The organism is Methanolacinia paynteri (assembly GCF_000784355.1).
GTDB lineage: Archaea > Halobacteriota > Methanomicrobia > Methanomicrobiales > Methanomicrobiaceae > Methanolacinia > Methanolacinia paynteri.
This window is the reverse complement of the sequence record NZ_KN360932.1, coordinates 38601-57810: the sequence shown is the minus strand read 5'-3', so window position 1 is coordinate 57810 and position 19210 is coordinate 38601. Positions and strand designations below refer to the sequence as shown.

The 19210-nt window shown below is 48.9% G+C and carries 23 protein-coding genes and 1 pseudogene; 19 read left to right on the top strand and 5 right to left on the bottom strand.

The window, feature by feature from the left end; translation table 11 throughout:
* The 5 genes from METPAY_RS08350 to METPAY_RS08330 form a co-directional block, all read left to right on the top strand.
* On the top strand, positions 1-953 hold a 953-nt coding region (locus METPAY_RS08350), incomplete at its 5' end, for an alpha/beta hydrolase family protein (RefSeq protein WP_048151238.1).
* Positions 954-1113: 160 nt separating this feature from the next.
* Positions 1114-2055: a hypothetical protein gene (locus tag METPAY_RS08345; RefSeq protein ID WP_048151237.1), complete on the top strand. Its 942-nt coding sequence runs from the start codon at positions 1114-1116 to the stop codon at positions 2053-2055.
* A 14-nt stretch (positions 2056-2069) separates the two neighbouring features.
* A complete protein-coding gene (locus METPAY_RS08340; RefSeq protein WP_048151232.1) occupies positions 2070-2411 on the top strand; it encodes a hypothetical protein in 342 nt (113 codons plus the stop codon).
* Between the two features lie 29 nt (positions 2412-2440).
* Positions 2441-2707: an eS24 family ribosomal protein gene (locus tag METPAY_RS08335; protein ID WP_048151231.1), complete on the top strand. Its 267-nt coding sequence runs from the start codon at positions 2441-2443 to the stop codon at positions 2705-2707.
* A 41-nt stretch (positions 2708-2748) separates the two neighbouring features.
* Positions 2749-4221 (top strand): phosphoadenosine phosphosulfate reductase domain-containing protein, encoded by a 1473-nt coding sequence (locus METPAY_RS08330; protein WP_245611579.1) that lies wholly within the window; start codon positions 2749-2751, stop codon positions 4219-4221.
* An 86-nt stretch (positions 4222-4307) separates the two neighbouring features.
* Here METPAY_RS08330 and METPAY_RS08325 read toward each other — a convergent pair whose 3' ends face one another.
* Entirely contained in the window at positions 4308-4994 is a 687-nt protein-coding gene (locus METPAY_RS08325; protein ID WP_048151227.1) for a DUF998 domain-containing protein, read from the bottom strand.
* Positions 4995-5369: 375 nt separating this feature from the next.
* Here METPAY_RS08325 and METPAY_RS08320 point away from each other — a divergent pair, with 375 nt between their 5' ends.
* The 6 genes and pseudogenes from METPAY_RS08320 to METPAY_RS15470 all read left to right on the top strand — a co-directional run.
* Positions 5370-6200: a hypothetical protein gene (locus tag METPAY_RS08320; protein ID WP_048151225.1), complete on the top strand. Its 831-nt coding sequence runs from the start codon at positions 5370-5372 to the stop codon at positions 6198-6200.
* Positions 6201-6216: 16 nt separating this feature from the next.
* Positions 6217-6696: a hypothetical protein gene (locus METPAY_RS08315; protein ID WP_048151223.1), complete on the top strand. Its 480-nt coding sequence runs from the start codon at positions 6217-6219 to the stop codon at positions 6694-6696.
* The gene (locus tag METPAY_RS08310; RefSeq protein ID WP_157199043.1) at positions 6686-7297 is read left to right on the top strand and encodes a hypothetical protein; all 612 of its coding nucleotides are present in this window, start codon (positions 6686-6688) and stop codon (positions 7295-7297) included. Before METPAY_RS08315 ends, METPAY_RS08310 begins: the two co-directional genes overlap by 11 nt.
* A gap of 78 nt (positions 7298-7375) precedes the next feature.
* A complete protein-coding gene (locus METPAY_RS14940; RefSeq protein ID WP_157199042.1) occupies positions 7376-7927 on the top strand; it encodes a hypothetical protein in 552 nt (183 codons plus the stop codon).
* A gap of 229 nt (positions 7928-8156) precedes the next feature.
* Positions 8157-8588 carry a nuclear transport factor 2 family protein gene (locus METPAY_RS08300; protein WP_048151218.1) on the top strand — a complete coding sequence of 144 codons (432 nt, stop codon included), beginning with the start codon at positions 8157-8159 and terminating at the stop codon, positions 8586-8588.
* Between the two features lie 98 nt (positions 8589-8686).
* Positions 8687-8770 (top strand): annotated as a pseudogene (locus tag METPAY_RS15470) (arsenate reductase ArsC); the annotation flags it as partial.
* Here METPAY_RS15470 and METPAY_RS08295 read toward each other — a convergent pair.
* Together METPAY_RS08295 and METPAY_RS08290 are read right to left on the bottom strand one after the other, a co-directional pair.
* Positions 8759-9031, bottom strand: a complete 273-nt coding sequence (locus METPAY_RS08295) for a GYD domain-containing protein (RefSeq protein ID WP_048151216.1) — start codon at positions 9029-9031, stop codon at positions 8759-8761. The pseudogene METPAY_RS15470 and the gene METPAY_RS08295 overlap by 12 nt on opposite strands.
* 47 nt (positions 9032-9078) lie before the next feature.
* A complete protein-coding gene (locus METPAY_RS08290; protein ID WP_048151214.1) occupies positions 9079-9771 on the bottom strand; it encodes a hypothetical protein in 693 nt (230 codons plus the stop codon).
* A gap of 170 nt (positions 9772-9941) precedes the next feature.
* Here METPAY_RS08290 and METPAY_RS08285 point away from each other — a divergent pair, with 170 nt between their 5' ends.
* On the top strand, positions 9942-11525 hold the full coding sequence (locus METPAY_RS08285) for a carboxylesterase/lipase family protein (RefSeq protein WP_245611577.1): 1584 nt from the start codon (positions 9942-9944) through the stop codon (positions 11523-11525).
* A gap of 144 nt (positions 11526-11669) precedes the next feature.
* Here the strand turns inward: METPAY_RS08285 and METPAY_RS08280 are convergent, their stop codons facing one another.
* Positions 11670-12413: a winged helix-turn-helix domain-containing protein gene (locus METPAY_RS08280; protein WP_048151212.1), complete on the bottom strand. Its 744-nt coding sequence runs from the start codon at positions 12411-12413 to the stop codon at positions 11670-11672.
* A 137-nt stretch (positions 12414-12550) separates the two neighbouring features.
* Here METPAY_RS08280 and METPAY_RS15465 point away from each other — a divergent pair, with 137 nt between their 5' ends.
* Positions 12551-12952 carry an MTH865 family protein gene (locus tag METPAY_RS15465; RefSeq protein ID WP_245611575.1) on the top strand — a complete coding sequence of 134 codons (402 nt, stop codon included), beginning with the start codon at positions 12551-12553 and terminating at the stop codon, positions 12950-12952.
* Between the two features lie 139 nt (positions 12953-13091).
* Here the strand turns inward: METPAY_RS15465 and METPAY_RS08270 are convergent, their stop codons facing one another.
* A complete protein-coding gene (locus METPAY_RS08270; protein ID WP_048151290.1) occupies positions 13092-13583 on the bottom strand; it encodes a GNAT family N-acetyltransferase in 492 nt (163 codons plus the stop codon).
* Positions 13584-13772: 189 nt separating this feature from the next.
* Between METPAY_RS08270 and METPAY_RS08265 the strand changes: the two genes are divergently transcribed.
* The 6 genes from METPAY_RS08265 to METPAY_RS15125 form a co-directional block, all read left to right on the top strand.
* Positions 13773-15089 (top strand): hemolysin family protein, encoded by a 1317-nt coding sequence (locus tag METPAY_RS08265; RefSeq protein WP_048151210.1) that lies wholly within the window; start codon positions 13773-13775, stop codon positions 15087-15089.
* A 243-nt stretch (positions 15090-15332) separates the two neighbouring features.
* Complete coding sequence (locus METPAY_RS08260; RefSeq protein WP_048151208.1) at positions 15333-16604, top strand: serine/threonine-protein kinase; 1272 nt, start codon at positions 15333-15335, stop codon at positions 16602-16604.
* 496 nt (positions 16605-17100) lie between these two features.
* On the top strand, positions 17101-17547 hold the full coding sequence (locus METPAY_RS08255) for a hypothetical protein (RefSeq protein ID WP_048151206.1): 447 nt from the start codon (positions 17101-17103) through the stop codon (positions 17545-17547).
* A complete protein-coding gene (locus METPAY_RS08250; protein ID WP_048151204.1) occupies positions 17547-17738 on the top strand; it encodes a hypothetical protein in 192 nt (63 codons plus the stop codon). The genes METPAY_RS08255 and METPAY_RS08250 overlap by 1 nt, the downstream gene beginning before the upstream one ends.
* A gap of 94 nt (positions 17739-17832) precedes the next feature.
* Positions 17833-18252, top strand: a complete 420-nt coding sequence (locus METPAY_RS08245; RefSeq protein ID WP_157199041.1) for a hypothetical protein — start codon at positions 17833-17835, stop codon at positions 18250-18252.
* A partial coding sequence (locus METPAY_RS15125; protein WP_048151201.1) for a hypothetical protein occupies positions 18239-19210 on the top strand: 972 nt, incomplete at its 3' end. The genes METPAY_RS08245 and METPAY_RS15125, both read left to right, overlap by 14 nt.

The window sequence follows — 19210 nt, the reverse complement described above, 5'->3', positions numbered from 1 at the left end:
TCGCGATTGAAACGACTCCCGACGGAAAAAAGATCGTCTACGACTTCAATTCGGCCAGCAACCCGCCGCAGCTGTACTCGGCAGAGGTCTCCGGCAGCACTATCCTGTACGAAGAGCAGTTGACGGATCTTAATCCCGAAATCATATCGGAGTTCGGCGGATCTTCTGAAGTAATCCACTGGACCGGTGCACTCGGCGATCAGATCGAAGGAATAGTAAGATACCCCCCCGGCTACATGGAAGGGCAGGATTACCCGTTTGTTTTCGTCATCCACGGCGGGCCGACCTACACCGATTTTGACAGCTGGAGGGATACCTGGGAGTTCCCGTACTGCATGATATCGGAAATGGGTGCGGTTCTCCTGTCCGTAAACTATCATGGCAGTCTGAATTACGGCTTCGACTTTGCGGAATCGATCGAGAACGGTCATTATTACGACCTGCCCGTAGAAGACCTGATCTCCGGGAAAGAGTATCTTGACGAACAGGGGATTATCAACCTGTCACAGACGGCATCGACCGGATGGTCGAACGGAGGGATTCTCACTCTCGCACTGATAACAAAAGATACGTCGCTCAAAGCCGCGATTGCCGGGGCCGGGACTGCCGAGGACCAGGCACAGAACGCCAATACGAACGGAATGATCATGACGAAGATGTACTATGGTGAAAGTCCTTACCAGGACCCCGAAATGTTCCTCGATATCCTGCCTATATATAATGCAGCGAATGTCACGACTCCGCTCCTGATGATGATCGGAACGGAGGACGCCAACGTGGAGCCTGCATCTGCGATTACGACATACAGGACATATCTCGAAGGGAGTTCTGCTCCTGTCCGGTTCCTGATGTTCCCGGGCGAGAAACATCACCCGACAACTTACGTTCACCAGTACAGGAAGGTCCGGGAAGAACTCGACTGGCTGGACAAATATCTTTTTTCGTCATCGTAATTCTTCACAAAAACAGAATGGCAGATACCTGCTATCATATCTTTTAATATTCCTGCACGAGGGATTGTTCAACGGTATGGTGAATATTTATTTAATGCTCCCGGATGATAATCTATATAATTAATCGAATCCTGTCAGGAATTCGATTTAAGGGGGTTTCATGGATATTTATTTTCCGAACAGGAAACTGGCTGCGATATTGGTTTTATCAGCGATTGCAGTCTCGTATTTTTGTTTGCCGGCTATGGCGGATGCCCGTGTCGCGACATCATCCAAGGTATTCTTCGAAAAGAACGGAGAGCCTTACAATGGTTCCGTTTCTTTTACCGTCACCTGTTACGGCTATGTTGTGGATAATTCAGATCCTAACCGGAATAATTACTGGGGAAGTAATTATGTACGAAGAGAACCCGGCACATATAACCGGACCGATGTTTTCTCGTATTCCGCAACGGTGGATCATTACGGGGACGAAATATTCGAGCCCTTCTATCTCAACTACAGGGTGATCGATTACTGTTCTCTCTGCGGCGAGACGGACGGGAAGACGTTCGAAATCGATAACGTCGGAGATACTCCGATTCCGAACTGTAACAGGAGGGCAAATCTTGTGCATTTCGAACGCGAAACCGGTGTTTGCCGCCTGACCACAAACGAAACCAGAGAGTGTTTTGAAAACGAGAGTGAATTACGTGCGCAGGAACGGGAATCGTGTGATCAGTACCTCGAAAAATTCGATAAAAAGAAACTGTACCCGCCTGATACCAGGACTCTGGAGATCGACGGGGTTACTATGGTTCTAACGCCTGAATACTGTGAATGCGATGAAAGGGCTGATTCAATCGATCTTAACTGCACGAGCTATATGATAGAGGTGCCCTGCGATGATTACTGCGATCCCGAAGGGGATCCTATACAGAGGGACTGCAGCCTCTATTACGAGATCCCTGCCTATGAAAACGGGACTATAATCGGGACTGCAATCGAGACCGATACTGAAATCCCGGTCATCCACTCCGAACCGGGGATAGTATACAGGAACAATTTCTGGATTGATTTATGGGAGAAATTTGTATATCCCCTGTTATCAACGAATTATTAAGGGCCGGAAGATAGATGCTCTACGAAACTCTTTTTTTGCAGTCCCTCATCTTCACATGGATAATCGAGGTCCCGCTCCTGTTCGTTGCAGTCCGGTATATCCTGAAATCCGAAAAGTCCGTGTGGTACATTCTTGCGACTGGCCTGCTGATGACCGCCCTAACCCTTCCCTACCTGTGGTTCGTGATGCCGCCTTATCTCGATATGTCATGGTATCCCCTGAACGGGGAGATCATCGTGGTTCTTGTGGAATCGGCGGTAATCTGGTATCTGCTCCGGGTAAAACCGCTATATTCCGTGATCATTTCCGCCTTTGTCAATGCCGCATCCTACCTTCTAGGGGTACTGCTATTATGATATAAGTCCGTGAGAAATATAGTGTAATTATGGGAACGATAGATATAGAATTCAAAAAATACGAGGAGAATCCTGATCTGAACAGGAAGGAGATCGAGTTCGTCCTCTCTTTTGAAGGCTCGATTCCTTCAAGAAAAGAGATCCTCGACGAGATCTCCGCCTGCTATGGTGCGGAACCGGGTCTCGTTTTTCTCGAAAAGCTCAGGCCGGTCAGGAAACAGATGAAGGCAAACGGAAGGGCGAGGATATATGACGATGCCGCGAGTTTGAAGAAATTCGAGGGTGGCCGGAAATAATACCGGTTATCATTATCACCCCGAAAACCCCTTTTATTAATGTGAACCGCGATCCTCCGTTCAAAAAAATACTATACTGGTGTCCGAAGTGCAATGTTCCGCTCGTGGGAAAGACCTGTCCTTGTGGCGGCGAGTCGAAGGGCGTTCAGCTCTTAAAACCCTATGAGGTCAGGCCGGCACTTTCAAGGGATATGGCGCTTATCGAAGATCTTGTTCATGAGAAATTCGGGCCGGTACCTCTTTCGAAGGTTATTCTTCTCAATAAATCGGGGGGTGCGGATCGTACCGATCTTGTCGTCATGAACGGTGAGAGGTTCGGCTGGCTGATCTTCGATCCGGTGGAGAGGGTGTACAGGTTCGATATCGCTGTCGAGGCTCTCCCGTTCATTATAGATCATGTAACTAAGGGCATAGTCGACATCGAGGCGGACACCGGTTATTCGAAGGACCAGGGAAGGATCGGCGGAAAGAGACTCCCGCTTACAAGGCCCGTCCCCGATGGGTCGGTGATTGTAAAATACAGGAATAAATACGGAACCGGGATTGTAAAGGACAAAATGATCAAGGTGAAGGAGCTCGTTCCAGTCGAGCCTGCAAGTGTTCCCGATCCTGACTGGGATGAAGTAATCCGGGTAAACAAGAACCACCTGAAGAATCTCGAACGCAATGCAGTCAGGACTATAAAGCAGCACATGAAGGACCGCCCGACTGCGAACGTCTCTTTTTCGGGCGGGAAAGACAGTACTGTCGTCCTCAACCTTGCACGGAAGGCCGGGATAGAGGACGCATTTTTCATCGATACCGGACTTGAGTTCCCGGAGACGATCGAGTTCGTTCGTTCCACCGGTGTAGAGGTCATTGATAAAGGAAACGACTTCTGGAGATTTGTCGAGAAGTCCGGACCTCCGACTAAGGACGACCGCTGGTGCTGCAAACTTTTAAAGATCGATCCTCTCGGGAAATACCTGGTGGATATCGGCCCATGCGTGACCGTGCAGGGCAACCGCTGGTATGAGTCGTGGAACCGTGCGGGAATAGAAGAGGTCAGCGAAAACCCGGTTAATCCGCTCCAGCTGAACGTTTCCCCGATCCGGAGCTGGCGGGCGTTCGAGGTCTACCTGTACATCTGGTGGCAGAATATTCCTGTTAACCCGATGTACGAGAAAGGGCTGGAGAGGATCGGGTGCTATCTCTGCCCGGCGATGCTGGAGAGCGAGTACGAGGAAGTGCGGAGCCTGCATCCCGAACTTGCAGAACGCTGGGACAAATTCCTCGACAAACGTGCCGGGAAGAAGAGTCTTCCCCCAGAGTACCGGACCTGGGGTCTCTGGCGGTGGAAGGAGCTTCCCCCGAAGATGAAGGAGATCTGTAAAGAGAGGGGTATCGAGATCGAAAGTGCCCGGCCTTTGAGAAAGGCTCCTGTAAGACCTAAAAAGACTCCCGCCGGAAAGAAAACTGCGACCGGTTCTTACGTAACGCTGGTTAAGGTGAAGAAGAGCAGGAAGAGGGACTGATCTTTTTCGCAGGTCATAACCGTTAAAAATCCGGATTAACTAACCGGAATTTGACGTGATGTCCCTGTTCAGCTTTTTATTCGTATTTATAAAATAAAATTTTTATCTGATTGTTCCGGCTGTTCTTTAAGGACCATCGCCTTTCCTTCATTCATGAGGTAGCCTCCCAGGCCCATTTCCCAGAGGATCAGGGGATAAGCAACCATTCTTTCAATACCACCCAGTCCGATTCCCAAGTCTATTTCAGCTACAAGGAAAAGTAATGCAATAAAAGAAAAAACCGCGATAATAGCTGATATTACATTATAAGGGATTTTAACCCAAAATCCTGAAAAAAAGGCGGCTAAAATCCCGAATATGAAAGTGAAGGCTGCACAAAGTGTATGGGCAACTCCCAAATCTTCATTGATCGCACCTACGCCAATGGCACAAATTCCTGAAATCATGATAAATATGAAAGATATTGTTTTTGAATTTGTTGATGAGCACCTGTTGCCGCTCCCTGAACTCCTATTCTGGAGAAGGAAAAAAAGGCTCACTAAAAAAACAATAAAGCCGTAAATAATGATAGAAATGTTGAATATACACGGGTGGGGACTCAGGGATGGGGCTCCAAGATCGCTTATATACTGCGTTACATGATATCCAGGATAAACGGCTTCAGCTATTATAATAGCCAGTATAATAATGATTCCTGCCAGAAAATACCCAAACCCAATCAACCTAAACCCCATTTCGTGGTCGTCCTTAAAAGCGCCAGGAATTGATCCCATGAGGCGCTGTATTGCAATAATTGTATATATGTTTTCCCGGCCAATGCCCTTGAGTATTCGGTTAATGTTTCCTGAATCTTACCTTAAATTCTTTCTCTCCATCTCATCATCTTTGCAAAACCTCCGTCGCAATCGTCCGGATCATTGCGGAAACGTGTATGGTTCTGTTCGCTCTGAAAATGATCGTCCCGAACGAGTATCGGACAATATGATATGGAGCACGGGATCGATCTGTCGATCGCCTGCTTCGTGTGATTTCGCCGGAGGAGGTATCTATGATGAAATCATAATTCATCATATTACTCCAAAAGGATGAGTCGGGGGAATTCCGAATTGTTTTGGAAACAACCACACTGATACCGGACCAGGGGGAAAATGGACAATAAGAAAAAAATCATTCCGGCAGTAATTGTGGTAATAATATTGGCATGCCTCTTGCTTGCACTGGAAATCGGGCATAATATCGCGGAGCAGAAATATGTCATAGATCACAGCCCGGTTGATTCCCCGGAGAAATGGATTGAAATAGATCCTGTCACGGCCGGAACTGAGGGGATCACGGTGGTTTCGGGGACTACGAACCTTCCTCCCGGAACGGAGCTTGGCGTAGAGATTACCACGATCACTCTTCATACCACTACGAAGAGCTATGATTTCTCCCGTGAACTTGCCGAAGGGAACGCGACTGTTTTCGCCGGGACCGGTGGTGCCAATAATTATTCCGCATTAATCAATACATCGCGCTTGAACAACGGTAAATACGCGGTTGTTGTCAGTTCCATGAATTATTCCCCGAAAATTGAAGAGTACGTTTCTACTGACATCATCGTCCCAAGGGAGGATTATTCGGGAAGAGGGAATTATATCAACTGGTCCGCGCTCGAACTGCCTGAACTTGTCGTAAACGAGAGCATCAAACCGGAATTGCCTGAGAGAGGGTGGCTTATCGTTCCTCCCGGAACGTCAACACGGAGCACCGAAGTCGAATACGGTTGGATAATCGACTGCGGGACCGACGGGATATGCAGGATATTCGACAGTTCGGGAGTCCAGCTTGATGCGGTCTATGATTCGAACGAGGTGCACATGATGGAGGTTCCGAGCGGAGCAATGGTGGATACGAGGAGCGTCGGGAACGTTACGCTCATAAAACTCGGCGGTGAAATCATCCTGACGAAGATCAACGAATACCCGGAGGGAAGGTAGTTCCAGGGGGAATTGAATGAAAAAAACCGTTGTATTGGCAGGGATATCCTTGGTAATTCTTGTGATCGCAGTTTCGGCAGTTCAATTGATCCCTTCTCCAGAGGATTCTCCGGATTCGTGTCCTCCGCCTCCGACTTCTGTCTTCAGTCTTGTCAACATGGATCTCAATGGGTCGCATTCGGTTTCAGTGATCATCAATGATGGATCGAACACTACACTGGCTAATGAGTCTTACAGTCTCGCTCCGGGGGAGAGTACAGGATCGAAATTCGTAATGACCTCCCAAAATGCAACGACTACAAACTCGTATTACCTGATCTTTATGGTCGACGACTCCGTAGGCTCGGAGATACCCGTTGATGTTTCATATTATACGGTTCCTATTCTGCATATTGATCCGGCGAAAGGAGAGGTGATCTATTATTCCTCAGTACTTACCGGTGATTACGGGTGTCCTTTGGAAGAGCAGGCAGGAGGGAATGTCGGTGAATTATGATATACGACAGTTTATATTAATTTATTCGCCGGTTATGGCGTTCGTGGGCTATCTGCTGATATTTTCTATATTCTTTTCAGGGACCGTTCTTCCTGTGATCTTTCCGGTCGTCCCCTTCGTAGGTGCAGTCGCTTTTTTATTCTACCTGAGGAAGAAAAGGAGAATGTGGTGGATCGGTTTTCCCTACCCCCTGCTTCTTCTCGTGATAATAATTATGGAATCTGTCTATACGGCAATGCCGGGAGTTTTCTATGGGCTTCATGTATTAGCCCCGTCGTTAAAAATAGTGTTTTATCTCCTGATAGCCCCGGCATCGCTGTTTTTGATTGCTGCCGCGACTAAGGAGTTCCGGCAGGTACTGAAAGTCCCTTTTATCGCAGCATCCTTTGTTTCGGCGCTGATCCTGCTTGTTCTGGTACAGAGCCTGATCGCCCTCGTTTACGGGACGGGTCCTATGACGACCGATGTCACGGCCGGGTTCATAATCTTTATCTTCGCCGGCCTTTTCGCGATGCCTCTCCTGATTGTTTCGGGAATAATTTACGGCCTTAAAATTTCGGAGATGATAAGGAATGACATTGCCGGGGAAGGGGGAAATTGATTTTTATCTTTCATCCTGGTGATTGGCCTGATGAATTTTGATGCTTATGTAATAATTGGAAATAAATAGTGATTTGTCATGATTTTTCTTAGTGCAATTCTGGAATTGGGTAAGTTTTTCGTAATTATTATTCTCTTACCAGCCGTATTCTCTGGAATTTTTTCTCTTCTGCTCTATTACAGCCTGACAAAGATCCGGCCTCCGGCAGACAGGTTTGCTCCGGTTGTTCCTGTTGTCGTGGGATTGATTTTCTGTGTTCTGTTAGCGTTTTTCGGTAATTTTTGGTCTTCGGTTCTGCTCGACCTGGCGATCATGTCAATGGGTGTGCTGACATCGTTCATGGCCGTCAGGCGACTATTCCCCGGCCGTTTTCTGTATGTGGTTCTCTTTTTATGCACTGTTATTGCAGTTTGCGGACGCTTCATATACGGATTTGGAATGGTTTTCGGGAGTGGAGGTTCGGGATCTCCTGTATTTCAACTGCTGACTTCCTTTTCTTCTTCGAATGAGGTATTTTTCATTATGAACTCGGTTGCCCTTTACGTGGAGATGGTGATCATTTCGGCAGTTTTGTTTGGTCTTATATTTGTATTCATGAAGTTCTTCTGGAGAATTTCAGAGATGGGATAAGTGAGGGCTTTCGTCTTCAGAAATGTCCGAGGTTAGAATTGTGATAATTTTTTTATGTGTCGTAAAAACAGTTGCTGGGAAAAGACCATGAATATAAAATCGCCCGGCTCCTTCAAAACCAGGAGGCGGGAGATGTTCTTTACTGACCCTTCCACATGCTGGGTTAAAAATGCATGCGGGTGAAGGAAAGAAAAAAACCAAATACAACCGGAACAGATAACCGTTTACCATGAGTTTATCGGAAGCACAGGAAAAAGAAGTCCGGGCGGCGATGGAAGCGTATGCCACCGCATACAAGACAAAGGACTTTCATGCAATGATGAATATCTTTTCCCAGAACGTCTGCGGGTTCGGAAGCGGGCCGGACGAGGAAATCAGGGATCACGAAACCTTTGCAAAACAGATCCAGCGGGATATGAGCCAGGCGGACGTCGAAGCGGTGGAATTCACGGAGACGCAGATCCACGGCGAAGGGACGGTGGCATGGGTCATGACCAGGAGCGCCCTCACATTCACCGTCCCGGGATCGGAGAAACAGACCATTTGCGGCAGGTCGACGATGGTCCTGAGAAACAACGGCAACCGCTGGCTCATCGAGCAGATCCACTTCTCCCTTCCCTGTGGCGGACAGTCCGAAGGCCAGTCCTTCCCCGGCGCCTGAAGAGAGATGAAATGCAGTAAGGAAGAGATCGTTCTCTTCCGCTTTTTTAGATTATAATATTAAACAGCAAAACCAACCCTCCGCAAGAGTGGAATAAAATGAAGAAAAAAGTCCTGTTCTTATGCACTCACAACAGCGCAAGATCGCAGATGGCCGAAGGCTACCTTAATTCACGTTACGGGGCCCTGCGGGTTTGAAGGGTCAGCCGGGACGGCAACCATCATCTCAATATCCATCCGGTCCGCTCTTTTTAAAGCCATATTCATCGCCGCCTTTTCGTCCGGAGCCTCGAACATGACTACCGTATCGTACTTCCCGAGCGTCCACCAAATGCCGTGATATTTGATCCCGCTCTTCGCATCCGCTTCGATATCCTTCATGTTCTTTTCGACTGTTTCCTTTGAAAGCTGTGTTTTGAATTTCACCATTGCGATAAAAAGCATCTCCGCCCTCCTTTTTGGAACAATCAATCCTTAAGTAGGATGATATTTTAACTTTGGGTCTGTTCAACAGAGGATAATTGCATGCTATATTCATCGCGGTTGCGCCAGAAGACGATCCCGAGCAGAAGAAAAACCCCTATAGGGACCACTGCGTAACCGATGATGCCGATATTCCGGAGATTCATATCTGAAAGAGCGACGCCGATGAATCCTGCCAGGCTCAGTATCCCGCTGACGATCATGAGGGCCCGGGTCGCATTCTCCAGCCTGCCTTTCCTGAATACAGGTGAGGCACAAAGCATCGAGAGGGCAAAAAAGAGGTCCCATGCGAGTATGTCAAGTGCGTAGGTGACCGAAGGCCACACGAAAGAGAAAAACTGCGAAGCCCAGGGGAACCCGTCGGCGACAATCGACCTGCTTACCGTGAGAATGACGAAATGAACGCTGCAGGTGATAGCTGCCATTATAACCATGAACACAACTGCCAGAAGGCTGTACATCCTGTTCCCGGGAGAGGATTTGTAATGGACGACGACCATGACGAGAATCATCAGAGGTGCTATCACCACTATCAGCAGTTCCAGGATCGTGAAGTAAGGATCGCCTATGGGATCTGCAGGGGACTTGAGCGAAAGAAATCCTAGGACAAGAGTGAACAAATATGCTACCAGGAGTAAACAGACTGAAAATGCTGCAGCACTCCCCAAAATCTTCTGGTTTCGTGTAAATTCTTCGGACATTTTTACCAGTTGTATTTTATCATCATCACGTCATGATTAATAATTTTGCGGCAGTGTAAAGGAATGCAGGCAATGATATCCAGAGAGGGGTCTGTCGGCCGGGATGAGGACGCCGCCCGCGAGAAACACAATGCTGAAATATCCATAAACGAACATCTGAGGACACACAGGTGATTTTTCTGGAAAAACTGGTCATAGTTCTCTTCATGGCAATGGTAATTTCTGCTATTTTCGTTGCCGGCTGCACTGAAAACAAGGACACGGTGCAGCCCGCGACCGCAACACCAACTCCCTCTTCGGTCCAGGCGCCACTCGTGACGACCGATGCCGGAGTTATTTCGGGAATTCAGCAGGGCGATCTCCGGGTCTTCCACAATATCCCGTTCGCAAGTCCTCCCGTCGGAGATCTCCGGTGGAGACCGCCGGAACCCGTGCAGCCGTGGACAGGTGTCAGGGACGGAACGAACTACAGCCCTGCTCCTCCCCAGCCGATAACCCCTGATCCCGAAACCGGTGGACCGGTAATGAGCGAAGACTGTCTGTATCTCGATGTCTGGACCCCTGCGAAGACTGCCGACGAGAAACTGCCGGTCATGGTCTTCTTCTTTGGCGGTGCATTCGGGAAGGTGGCGCCGGTCGGCACCCTGGCGGCTTATAACGCGACAGTGCTCGCGGAAAAGGGTGTCGTCGTCGTCACTCCCAATTACCGGCTTGGCGCTCTCGGGTTCCTTGCCCATCCCCTGCTTGATGCCGAATCCCCCCATAACTCCTCCGGCAATTACGGGATAATGGACCAGGCTGCAGCCCTGCAGTGGGTGCAGGATAATATAGATGCGTTCGGTGGCGACCCTTCACGTGTGACCATCTTCGGGCAGTCCGCAGGAGGAGAGAGCGTCTTGATCCACCTGGTCAGCCCTGAAAGCAAAGGGCTCTACCAGCAGGCACTGGTCGAGAGCGGCCCCTTCTGGGCGGACGGGCCGACGATCGACAATGTCCATTCAAAAGCCGATGCAGAGCAGTTCGGGCTGGAGTACGCTGCAAGCCTCGGATGCACGGGCCCGGATGCAATTGCGGAGATGCGAAACGTGAGTGTTTCGGACCTGATCAATGCAACCCCGTGGCCGGCATCTGCATGGGAGAACACCCATACCCTTAAATTCGAGCCGACCATCGACGGGTGGATTCTCCCCGACTCAGTGGACAACCTCTTCCTGCTTCGCAAAGAGAATCCGGTTCCGTTCGTTATCGGGACAAATGCCGATGACGGGAAGACACTTTCCGCCGATGCGAACATGAGCGTTTCAGAATACCAGTCCCTGATCAGGAACTATTTCGGGGAGGAAGCGGACGCTGTTCTCGCACAGTACCCTGCCGGGTCCACGGATGAAGTCCAGCTCCGCCTCGGCCAGATCATGACCCGCTACGATTTTGCCGATTCGGCAAAGTTTGCTGCCGGATCGATGGCGGATCTGTGCCCGGACACGTACCTGTACAGGTACTCCTATCTCCTTCCCGGTCAGATCGGCCAGGAGAACGGGGTATTCCACGGGAGCGAGGCCCTGCTGCTCTTCGGGTCCGGGCCGGAACTGAACGCAGATCCTTTTGTGAGCGACACCCTTGTGGATGCCTGGACAAATTTTGCAAAGACCGGCAACCCGAACGGCGGCTCAATGACGACTTGGCCCCAGTACAACGACCGGACCGGCGAGTATCTCGATATCAACAGTACCCTCTCGGTGAAAACCGGGTACTAGATTTTTTTGATACCGTTGCAGTCCCCGGGGTGGGCCTGTGAACGGAAAAGAAAGGCGCCTGGGGAAAAGATCGAGTTTCTCTTTATGGATTGTCAAAAAAGATATTGAATGCCGTTCGTCCTGAACATAGGACGAAAGTAAATTTTAATAAACCCGCCCGGCCAGTTCGGAGATCGCCTTCATCGTCCTGTAGCCCTTTTCGGTGATCATGTAATCGCCCCGCTCGTGCCCCTGGAAGATCATCCCCGAATCGGTCAGCTTTTTGATGTGGAAGAGAAGGTTTCCGCCGCGAAGCCCGGTCATCTGCGAGATCTCGGAGAAGGTTCTTGTCTGTGTGATGAGCGATTTTAAGATCTGGAACCTCTGGATATTTGCAACCGGTTCGAGGATCTCCCTGACTGCTTTTTCGTCGTCGATCTCCGGTATCCCGTCTTCGCTTTCGGCCCTGTTGTATATGCCGAGGGACTCCATGAGGCCGACCTGTTTTTCGAAGAGGCGGCTGACCTCGGAGAAGCACGTGTCGCATTTCTCGAATGGTCCTTTGCTCCTGAGATTCTCCAGCTCCTCCCTGTACGAGCTGATGATCTCGTCGGATACGTTTCCGTCCTTTATGTGCTTCGCCGTGTTCTGCAGGAACTCCATGAATACCCCGAAACAGTTCTCCCGCATCGCACAGTTACCTACCATGTGTGCGGAGAGATCGCCCTTCGCGGTCTCGACCTCCTGGTTCCTGAAGAGATCCGCGTAATTCTCTTTCAGCTCTTCGAGCACAGAATCGATGTGCTGCCTGTTGGAATTTGTAATGAACCGTTTGAGCTCGTTCCTGAGCTCGGAGATCTCTGTCTTCAGTTCGCCGATCTCCGTCCGGTTATCCTGTATCGCTTCCACGATCTTTCACCCGCTATTATATCACAGCTACTTTTTAATGAGGGTTGAGGTCATTTTTCTGTACCGCTCCCTTTCAGTATATTCTACTGACGCTCAAGTATATATTTATGCCCCTCTTACTAATTGTGGTGACAAAGATGTCGAAATGGAAGTACACAGGAACAGATGTGACCGCTGAAAAGGCGGAAGAATCCCTGAAGACAATCAAGAGTGCATGCTTCGGGTGCGAGACCCACAGCCCCGACTGCTCGATCGCAAAAGCCGCCGGAGATGTCGCGGCGATGATCGACGAAGGAAATGTTTCGGTAAAGGACCAGATCCATGCACAAATCACCGGTGCACTCGCCGGTGCGAAGTTCCCTATTGCAACACCCGAAGACCTCATCGCTGCGTTCCCTGACGGAGCCGACACGACATGCTGCGTCGGGGACCTGAAGATGACTGCAGGAGAAGCCGGAACGCTGCTTAAACCCTCCGACTTTCCGTTCAAAAGTGCGAAGGACGTTGCGGACGTCATCGTAACAAGGGCAGGGCTCTGATTCATCTTTACCCTTCCCCGCTTTTTTATTTTTCTGCAGGTGTACCCGCAAGTAACGGGGAATTTTCCGTATTGATCAGACTGCGGGAGAATAGCCTGTGGAGACCCGGATTCCGGGCGAAAAAGAGGGATACGCCGGATCAGATCTCTTTTTGATATATTATGACGTCGAGGACTTTTCCGAATTTTTCACCGACGTGCCTGAGATGGGCGCATTTGGTATAGCCCGCCTTTTCCAGGAGCCGGGTGCTTGCACGGTTTTCACTGCACAGAGTTCCTATCAGTACCCGGATTCCCGCATCTCGTTCGGCGTCTTCGAGATGCCGGAGAGCCATATCGCCGATGCCTTTTCCCGTGTACCCGGGTTTTAAATATACGCTGAGTTCGGCGGACCGGTCGTATGCCTGTCTTTTTTTGTATTGCATGGTGTAGCAGAACCCGATTATATCGTCCCCGTCTTTAATCGTGAATGAAGCGTATTTCGGATGAGCTATGTGGATTATCTCTTCCAGGTCTTTTGCGGTCATCTCTTCGCCGTGGAACGTCACCGAAGAGTTCAGGATATAGTGGTTATAGATCCCGGCTATCGCGGCCAGGTCGTCTTTTGTCGTCGGAAGGAATTCTGCCATCATGATATTATCGCCGTTCAACGTATCAATACGTTATGATGCGTTTCCGAAAGGCCGTGAAGAATGATTGGAGTTTCTTGTTCGAAGGACACCACGGGTACGGTCCGGGCGGAAACGATCATCCGGCAGTCGTATTGTCCGGACCTCCGCATAAATTATTAAATGTGATCCGCGAAGTATTATCATCAGCAAATGTCCTGGCTCATCGAGATCGTCATTATAATACTGTTAATAGGACTGAACGGTCTCTTTGCAATGTCGGAGTTCGCAATTGTGTCCGCCAGGAAGACCCGGCTGCTCCGGCGTTCGGAGGGAGGGGACAAGCGTGCCTCCGCCGCCCTGGAGCTTGCGGAAGAGCCTACCAATTTTCTATCGACAATCCAGATAGGCATAACGCTCGTCGGCATATTCGCGGGTGCATTCGGCGGTATAACGCTGGCCGCTGAGCTTTCGGATTTTTTTACTGAATTTCCTTCTCTTGCACCGTACAGCGAGGCGCTCAGCATTACCCTGGTGGTCCTTGCCATAACCTACCTGACTCTTGTTTTCGGAGAGCTCGTCCCTAAACGGATCGCATTGAATAATGCGGAGGATATCGCGTCGAAAGTTGCTAAGCCAATGCGGATTCTGTCTAAAATTGCCGCTCCGCTGGTGTTCGTCCTGAGCTTTTCGACGAAAGCGGTCATGAAACTGCTTCGGGTGAAGGAAAGCCCTGGGCCTGCGGTAACGGAGGATGATGTCAGGATCATGCTCGAGGAGGGGACGAAAGCGGGAGTCTTCGAGAAGGCCGAACAGAACATGGTCGAATGCGTATTCGATCTCGGTGACCGGACTGTCGAATCCCTGATGACGCACCGTCCCGGGATCGTCGCACTTGATCTTGAAGATCCGGATGAGGAGAACCTTATCAGGATGAAAGAGGCCGGCCACCTGAACTTCCCGGCATACGAGGGAGACCTGGACAACATCGCCGGTGTCGTGTCGGTGAAGAATGTTCTCGCGGTTATGGCCGACCACGGGAGACCGGATATCAGGGCGGCGGTCAGGGAGCCTCTTTTCGTCCCGGAGACTCTCCATGTGCTGCAGCTCATCGAATGCTTCAGGGAGGCCGGTTTTCATGTTGCACTTGTGACAGACGAGTACGGGGACATAAGCGGACTCGTAACCCTGCACGACATCCTCGAAGCGATCGTCGGGTCTGTCCGCGAGCCCGGTCAGCAGGTCAAGGAGCTGTTCGTCCAAAGGGAGGACGGGTCATGGCTGATCGACGGAATGGCCCGCATCGATGCCGTCAAAAAGATTCTTCCGCTGGACAAATTGCCGGGGGAGGAAGGGGGCAATTACGATACTGTCGCCGGCCTGGTGATGTATGTACTTCAAAGGGTGCCGGCGGAGGGCGATCATTTCGAAGAGGGAGGTTTCCGTTTCGAGGTGGTGGACATGGACGGGAACCGTGTGGATAAGGTGATCGTTTCCGGGGGTTGGAGTGGTGAAGGTGATGAAAGATAAACATACAATTTTGGTATCATGAAGATATTCTTTGAATAGTTGAAGTTTTCCGAATATTATTTTTCATGAAATATTTTGGATATTATCATTTGATCTCTATTCTAAAATTTAATTGAAATAGAATGGTTGTTTAACTAAAAATCGATCTATTGTAAAATTATAAAAAAGTATTAATTTATGGATTTTCTTGGGATTAATTAAAGTATCCACAGAGTTTTTATTTGTTCTTGATGATACTGAATCATGGAAAAATATTCTGAAATGAAAAAAATTGGTGAAGGAGGTCAAGCTATAGTATATGAAATTGAAGACGATTCAGGAAATAAATATGCAAGAAAAGTGCTTCTAAATGCTGATGAGGAATATAGACTAAGATTCGAAAGAGAAATCAGAATCCTCTCAAAAATAAAACATAAAAATATAGTTCCAATTATCAGTTATGATATAGAAAGTGAAAAGTATTCTTTTATAATGCCACTGGCAGAAGGAAATTTAGGAGAATATATAAGGGAATATAAACGTGGAAAATCGGAAATGGGATTTTTTATTGATATATTGGAAGGAGTAAAGAAGGCACATGAAGAAGGAATAATTCATAGAGATTTAAACCCGAATAATGTGTTGATATTTTTAGACGAGAACAACAATTATTTTGCAGCAATATCTGATTTTGGTCTGGGAGTATTCTGTGAAAGGGACACAAAGTCTATAACTTCAACAAATGTAGGGATGGGGACTGAAAATTATTATTCTCCAGAGCAGAAAAAAAATGCTAAAGATGTTGACCACCGCACAGATATTTTTTCGTTAGGAGTAATATTATCATATATTTTGACAGGAGGACCTTGTACTTTAGTTGGACATGATGATATTCCCAGGGAATACCTTCATATCATAAAAAGATCTTGTCAACTCGATCCTGGTAAAAGGTATCAATCAATTTCTGATCTTTATGAAGCGGTAGATAACATTAGATTTGGATCTTATGATAAACCAGAAGTTCTATTAAAAAAAGAAATTGAAATGCTTAAAGAAAAACCAGATTCAATAATTGAGAGAATAAAAAATATATTGAATATCTTCATTTCAAATTCGCCAGATTATTCATTATACACTAGGTGCCTTCCTAGGATTAATAATAAAATCTTAATGATGATGGTAAAGGGTTACAGTTCCGAATTCGAAACGATTTTTATTCAATATGATGAACATACAGAAGAGAGCACTTCGTTTGAGTATTGCGATGTTATTGCTAATTTCTATCAAAATGTCTTCAATTGGACCGATTCAAATGATATTAAATTAATTATAGTTCGAAGATTGCCAATTATGGGTTATCATGCAAACCGGTGGAGTGTAGGAAGAGTCTTTGCTAAAATATTATCCGAAATTGATGACCCTGGATTAATTGAAGAAATTTATAGTATATTTAAGAATCAGTCCTACGTTGCAGCTTTCTGCTTATCATATTGCGATGGGATATCCTTGCCAAGTAGACTTAATGAATTTAGATAAATTTAATTTTTTAGAAGAATGGTGTACTTATAAATTAGCCTCATTTTTCTTATCTATTTTACTTTGATCTGTTTGTTCGTAGATCCATGTTTTGGCTCTTTGGTTGATATAACGCATTAATTCAGTGATCTACGGTCTTATTGTCAATTTTAATTTTTAGTTGTAGCTCGGATTTCCGCAGGGCTAATTTTCTATTTCTTTCCGTATTTTACATATTATTTAATTTGAATTGCTCTCTATACAATTTTCTAGGGGAGTCATCTCCGTTTTATCTGGCTCCATGATGAAAATATTTCTGTTTGTCATAATTATATTCTTATCATATCTGTAAGCGTCTGCTCTAACAGAAGTTATTGATAACAAAGTGTTTGGATCACTCAGATAATTTTTTTGAATATTTTTACAGTAGTTACTCGTCCAAAGAATTTCAAAAAAAAACAGTGCTGATATGGAACTCTGAAAGTGAAGTTCAAATCCTCCATTTAGGAGGGTATGAATGGAAGAACTTCTTAACAGAGAAAAAGAATACCGGCCCCAAAACGAGGCCGTTCTCCGGGGAATCCCCGGGGAAGCATTCCAGCATGACAAAAACACCTTAACGCGTACCGACCCCATCAGGGACCTTGAACTTCGCCGCCTGCACTTAACAAACCTGCTGAAAGAGACACAGCGCGACATCGCCGAGCTCGAACAGGAAACACTACAGGCCGTCGAAGACGAATTCCTCGAAATCCGCCGGCGCGATAAAAACGATATCCGTCTCCTCAATATTTCAGATGGCGATAAAAGAGCCATTGAGGCGGACCGTCCTCTTTTGCAGCATGAAAAATATCAAAACCTGTGCGACGCACGCGACCAGCTCATCGCAGAACTGGCAAAAGTCCACATTGAAATCGAGACCCGGCACCGGGAATTTTCCCGCGCCATCATCGAGGTGCCATAATGCCTCTCGAATACTTTCTCATCCTTGAAATGGCCGGCAAATTCCCCGGCTCCCCGGATCGCGACCGCGTGCAAATCAGCGAGGTCGAGTATGACAAACTCTTCGACAAATACATGCGGCCGCCGGGCCGCCCTGCCCCCCGGGAAGAGGGAAGAGAGACCCGGCAAACATTCCCGGGGATATCCCAATGAACCCGGGCTCCCTGAAGGAAATTGAATATTCCCGCTCTCATCTCTGTACCCGGTGCAAGATACACTATGTAAAAACACCAGGGACCATATGCCGATGGTGCGACGGGACCATTCAGTCCGGCCGCGGATATCCGCCGAGGTCAACCGGAGCACCCCACCGATCCACCCAGACAGACCTGTCATCGTGGGATGCGGCATGAAGCAGGCCGTCATAACAGAGCTCATCGGGACCATCCGGCGGTGGGAGAAGGCCGAGGGGATTCAGATCCGCACCTACATGATAACGGAGCTGGGCCCCAGGGTAATCTACACCGACCTGAAAGAGCGGCACCCCACCGTCCATAGCACATCAAGAAGATTTGAGAATCTTCACGCCGACATCGCCGAGATCCTCAAGAAGGCGAACATCGACTATATCGAAATCGTCCGGGACCAGCGGAAAACCGCAATGTTCTATCATAAACTCGGTTACATCAGGAAAAATGCACTCTGGCTAAAAGATGCCCGTTGCTGATTGCATCCGTCGCTATATCGCCGGGGCCGGGCCGTCGGGGTCTGCCGAAATTGCGGCGGCTCTCGGTTGCACGGACCGGCATGTAAGGAGAGTGATTGCGGACATGCCGGACATTTCACCGGTCCGACAGGGGCGGCGTATTGCATATACTACTACTCCGGTGGCCCCGGAAAAAACTGGGGAACTCTCCGAACAGCCGCCGCTCTCCCGATCGGGGGAAGGCCCGGAATATTTCCACCCGGAGAATACCGGACATTATAGCGGACATGATCCGGGACATACCGGACATCGGCCCGGTCCGGTGTTCACTTCCGGGCCTCTCCTGCCCTCGTCCGTGAATCAACCCTGCAAAGGGTATGGTAAACCGGCCCCGGGGGAGATGGTGACGCCTTCGCCGCCCGCCCGGCCTTCTCTGTGCCCGTCGAATGCCGCCTGTTCTTCATGTCCGTTATCGCTCGGGGACGTGGAGCACGACCAGATCCAGTTTGTGATCGTGGACCGGGTCTTCCACGACCTGATGTTGCAGACCGCCGCCGACCGTTCATGGTCGATGCGCAAGGTCCGGGGTACCGTCTGGATTACACCGGGGCCTTCCCTCACGGTGCAGGCCGGGGAGGCGGGCGACGCGGTGACCTTCTACTCTTCGGACCCGGACGGGGCCGATATTCCGGGATGGATTCAAAAGAATTTTGCCGACCACCCTAACGTCTCCGCTCTTGCTGAAGCGGCCCGGCGGCCAGCGCAGCTTTCCAGGGACGAGCTTACGGTGATAGTCACCGATGAGGCAACAAAGGCGGCGGTCCGGGCCGTGCTTAAGGGACAGTTCGCCGGCGACGGTACATACAGGCGGCCTGCTCCGAATGCGGCAACCCCGGGCCTGAAGGTCTACGAGCGGGACGGCATGATGAGAATTGAAACAGATGCCAGGAATCAATATCAGGCATCAACGGCCCTTGCC

Bases quoted from the DNA above. Each gene is read 5' to 3' on its own strand.
- METPAY_RS08345 (WP_048151237.1), top strand. From the start codon at position 1,114: ATGGATATTTATTTTCCGAACAGGAAACTGGCTGCGATATTGGTTTTA.
- METPAY_RS08340 (WP_048151232.1), top strand. From the start codon at position 2,070: ATGCTCTACGAAACTCTTTTTTTGCAGTCCCTCATCTTCACATGGATA.
- METPAY_RS08335 (WP_048151231.1), top strand. From the start codon at position 2,441: ATGGGAACGATAGATATAGAATTCAAAAAATACGAGGAGAATCCTGAT.
- METPAY_RS08325 (WP_048151227.1), bottom strand. From the start codon at position 4,994: ATGGGATCAATTCCTGGCGCTTTTAAGGACGACCACGAAATGGGGTTT.
- METPAY_RS08320 (WP_048151225.1), top strand. From the start codon at position 5,370: ATGGACAATAAGAAAAAAATCATTCCGGCAGTAATTGTGGTAATAATA.
- METPAY_RS08315 (WP_048151223.1), top strand. From the start codon at position 6,217: ATGAAAAAAACCGTTGTATTGGCAGGGATATCCTTGGTAATTCTTGTG.
- METPAY_RS14940 (WP_157199042.1), top strand. From the start codon at position 7,376: ATGATTTTTCTTAGTGCAATTCTGGAATTGGGTAAGTTTTTCGTAATT.
- METPAY_RS08300 (WP_048151218.1), top strand. From the start codon at position 8,157: ATGAGTTTATCGGAAGCACAGGAAAAAGAAGTCCGGGCGGCGATGGAA.
- METPAY_RS08295 (WP_048151216.1), bottom strand. From the start codon at position 9,031: ATGCTTTTTATCGCAATGGTGAAATTCAAAACACAGCTTTCAAAGGAA.
- METPAY_RS08290 (WP_048151214.1), bottom strand. From the start codon at position 9,771: ATGTCCGAAGAATTTACACGAAACCAGAAGATTTTGGGGAGTGCTGCA.
- METPAY_RS15465 (WP_245611575.1), top strand. From the start codon at position 12,551: ATGTCGAAATGGAAGTACACAGGAACAGATGTGACCGCTGAAAAGGCG.
- METPAY_RS08270 (WP_048151290.1), bottom strand. From the start codon at position 13,583: ATGATGGCAGAATTCCTTCCGACGACAAAAGACGACCTGGCCGCGATA.
- METPAY_RS08265 (WP_048151210.1), top strand. From the start codon at position 13,773: ATGTCCTGGCTCATCGAGATCGTCATTATAATACTGTTAATAGGACTG.
- METPAY_RS08260 (WP_048151208.1), top strand. From the start codon at position 15,333: ATGGAAAAATATTCTGAAATGAAAAAAATTGGTGAAGGAGGTCAAGCT.
- METPAY_RS08255 (WP_048151206.1), top strand. From the start codon at position 17,101: ATGGAAGAACTTCTTAACAGAGAAAAAGAATACCGGCCCCAAAACGAG.
- METPAY_RS08250 (WP_048151204.1), top strand. From the start codon at position 17,547: ATGCCTCTCGAATACTTTCTCATCCTTGAAATGGCCGGCAAATTCCCC.
- METPAY_RS08245 (WP_157199041.1), top strand. From the start codon at position 17,833: ATGGTGCGACGGGACCATTCAGTCCGGCCGCGGATATCCGCCGAGGTC.